Consider the following 2638-nt stretch of genomic DNA (forward strand, 5'->3'; position numbering starts at 1 on the left):
AAAAGCAACTCGGGGAACTGGAGTCGAAGCGCCAGCCGGAATCAATAACAGAAAAGGTGCCGGAGGTTTCCACATGGACGGCCGCCCGGCCAGTGAAGCCGCCGGAAGAAATAGCTCCGCCCAGGCCGGAAGTAACTTATAGAGAACCGGAGCCTGCACCGGAAGAACAGATTCCCGAACCGGAATATACGCCTGTACCAGATATAGTGATACCTCCTGTGGCAGCCGTCGAAGCGACTAGCTGGCCGGTAGCACCGGAAGTGCTGGCACATGCAGCGCCGCAACAACATCAGGAACCGGTGCCGGCTCAACCTGGCTTCTGGGAGAAGAATCCGGATATCGAAAAATTCATCGGTGAAAACCTGTTTAATAAAATTGGTATTGCCGTGTTGGTACTCGGCATTGGATTTTTTCTGAAATATGCCATAGATAAGGATTGGATCAATGAAATAGGCCGCACGTTTATAGGTATTGTTTGTGGCGGGTTATTAATAGGATTATCTTATAAGATGCGCAGAACCTTTGCTGCATTCAGTTCTGTGCTGGTAGGAGGCGGTGTGTCGATACTTTATTTCACCATCACGATTGCTTTTCATCAATATCACCTGATCAGTCAAACGCTGGCTTTCATCCTCACTATTTTCATCACGGCATTTACGGTATTGCTATCGCTAAACTATGACCGGAAGGAGCTGGCGGTAATCGCCATTGTAGGTGGTTTTGCTGCGCCTTTTATGGTGAGCACCGGCGAAGGAAATGTAGTGGTATTGTTTAGTTACATCCTGATTTTGAATATAGGCATGCTGGTATTGGCGTATTACAAGAAATGGAATATTGTCAACATCATCTGTTATATAGCCACCATATTACTGTATGGCGGCTGGTTGTCGTACCGGCTTACAGAAGAACAGCCGGCAAAGGCCGCACCATATGGCATTGCGCTCGTATATGGCACATTATACTATTTCGTGTTTTTTGCGATGAATGTGATTAATAATGTCCGCAATAAAAAACGGTTTAATGCCCTCGACATCGGTATCCTGCTGAGTAATACCTTTTTGTACTATGGCGCCGGAATGACCATCCTGCACGAGATGAGCGGCGATACCTGGCAAGGTTTGTTTACAGCGCTGATGGCGGTATTCAATTGTATTTTTGCGTATAGTCTTTACCGTAATGAACGGGCCGATCGTACGCTTATATTTTTACTGATAGGATTGGTATTGAGTTTTGTAAGTCTTGCTGCACCCATACAATTGCATGGTAACTATATTACTTTATTCTGGGCTGCGGAAACGGTATTGCTGTTATGGTTATGGCAGAAGTCAGGTATTGTACTGATGAAATATGTGTCGGCACTGGTATTAGCGTTGATGACCATTAGTCTTATGCTCGACTGGACACAACTATACGATGGCTCGCAGCGTCATTTTATGCCGTTCATTAATAAAGCCTTTATCACCGGTACGGTATCTGTTATCGCGTTGTTTTTACTCCGCCGCTTGTGTAAAGCAGAAGATCCGGAGAAGCCGTTTCTCATAGATCTGTCGGTATCTTTTTACCGTACGGCCCTGATGATGTTCTCAGTGGTGCTGATTTACACGGTATTGTTACTGGAATGTATTTATCAAAGTAATTATTATTTCCCATTACTCACTCCGGTGTTAACAGGCGCTTATAATTACCTGTTTATAGCGGTGTTGCTGTATCTCAGCCGCAACCGGTTTGCCGTGGCGCGGTTACCGTTGCTGGCCATGTCGTTGTTGTTAGTGCTGGTATTTCCTATTTATTATAACCCGGCCATCATCAATGTAAGAACAGCTGTGCTGGCAGGTAAAGCGCCGGCAGGTTATTTCTTTACACATTATTTGCTGATAATATTGCTGGCGGGCGTTATTTACCAGGCGTGGAAAACGGTGGCTTCTTTTAAGCGGGAAGATTATCAGCTGGTATTTCAGTGGATAAGTTCCGCTGCTATTTTATTTATCATCAGTGCAGGACTGGATCAACTGGTGGTATTTGCCACGCATAGCACAACTGCAGATGCCGTATTGTACAATACGCATCGGGTGGGATATGCGATCCTCTGGGGTTCATTTGCTTTTGTACTTATTTACCTTGGGCTTCGCTGGAAGTCGAAGGCGGTACGCATTATTTCCATTTCTGTATTCGGACTTACCTTACTGAAATTATTCCTGTTTGATTTTATTGGTTTGGGAGAAGGAGGAAAAATTGCTGCCTTCATTTCATTGGGTGTCATTCTGCTGATCATTTCGTTTATGTATCAGCGTTTGAAAAAAATATTATTTGCAGATGATCAACAACAATCTCGTGTTCCGGAAGACAAGGAATAAATGTTTACTGCTGCTATTGCTGCTGGGTGGGCGTGTAACGGCTCAACAGCATGCGCCGGGGTTTACCTGGCAGGCAGCTTTGCCACCGGTAGTGCAATCGGGGTTTTATCATATTGCCCTCACGCCAGCGGTGGCCGCGAAGCTAAATAATCATCCTGTACCTAATTTCCGGCTTTATCAGGCAGAGAAGGAAGTGCCTTATCTGTTACAGGAGCAGGTTGGCGGTTATGATGTGGCCAGCTTTGAATCCTTTGAGGTAACCGAAAATGTTCGTTTGGCCGGGA

At 45.5% G+C, this 2638-nt stretch carries 2 protein-coding genes; both read left to right on the plus strand.

Annotated elements, in window-relative coordinates:
- Nucleotides 1-2354 (plus strand): DUF2339 domain-containing protein (locus tag VIP81_RS32975; RefSeq protein WP_331972361.1); only part of this gene is annotated, 2354 nt, incomplete at its 5' end.
- A partial coding sequence (locus tag VIP81_RS32980; RefSeq protein ID WP_331972364.1) for a hypothetical protein occupies nucleotides 2314-2638 on the plus strand: 325 nt, incomplete at its 3' end. The genes VIP81_RS32975 and VIP81_RS32980, both read left to right, overlap by 41 nt.

The organism is Chitinophaga sp., assembly GCF_036566945.1.
GTDB lineage: Bacteria > Bacteroidota > Bacteroidia > Chitinophagales > Chitinophagaceae > Chitinophaga.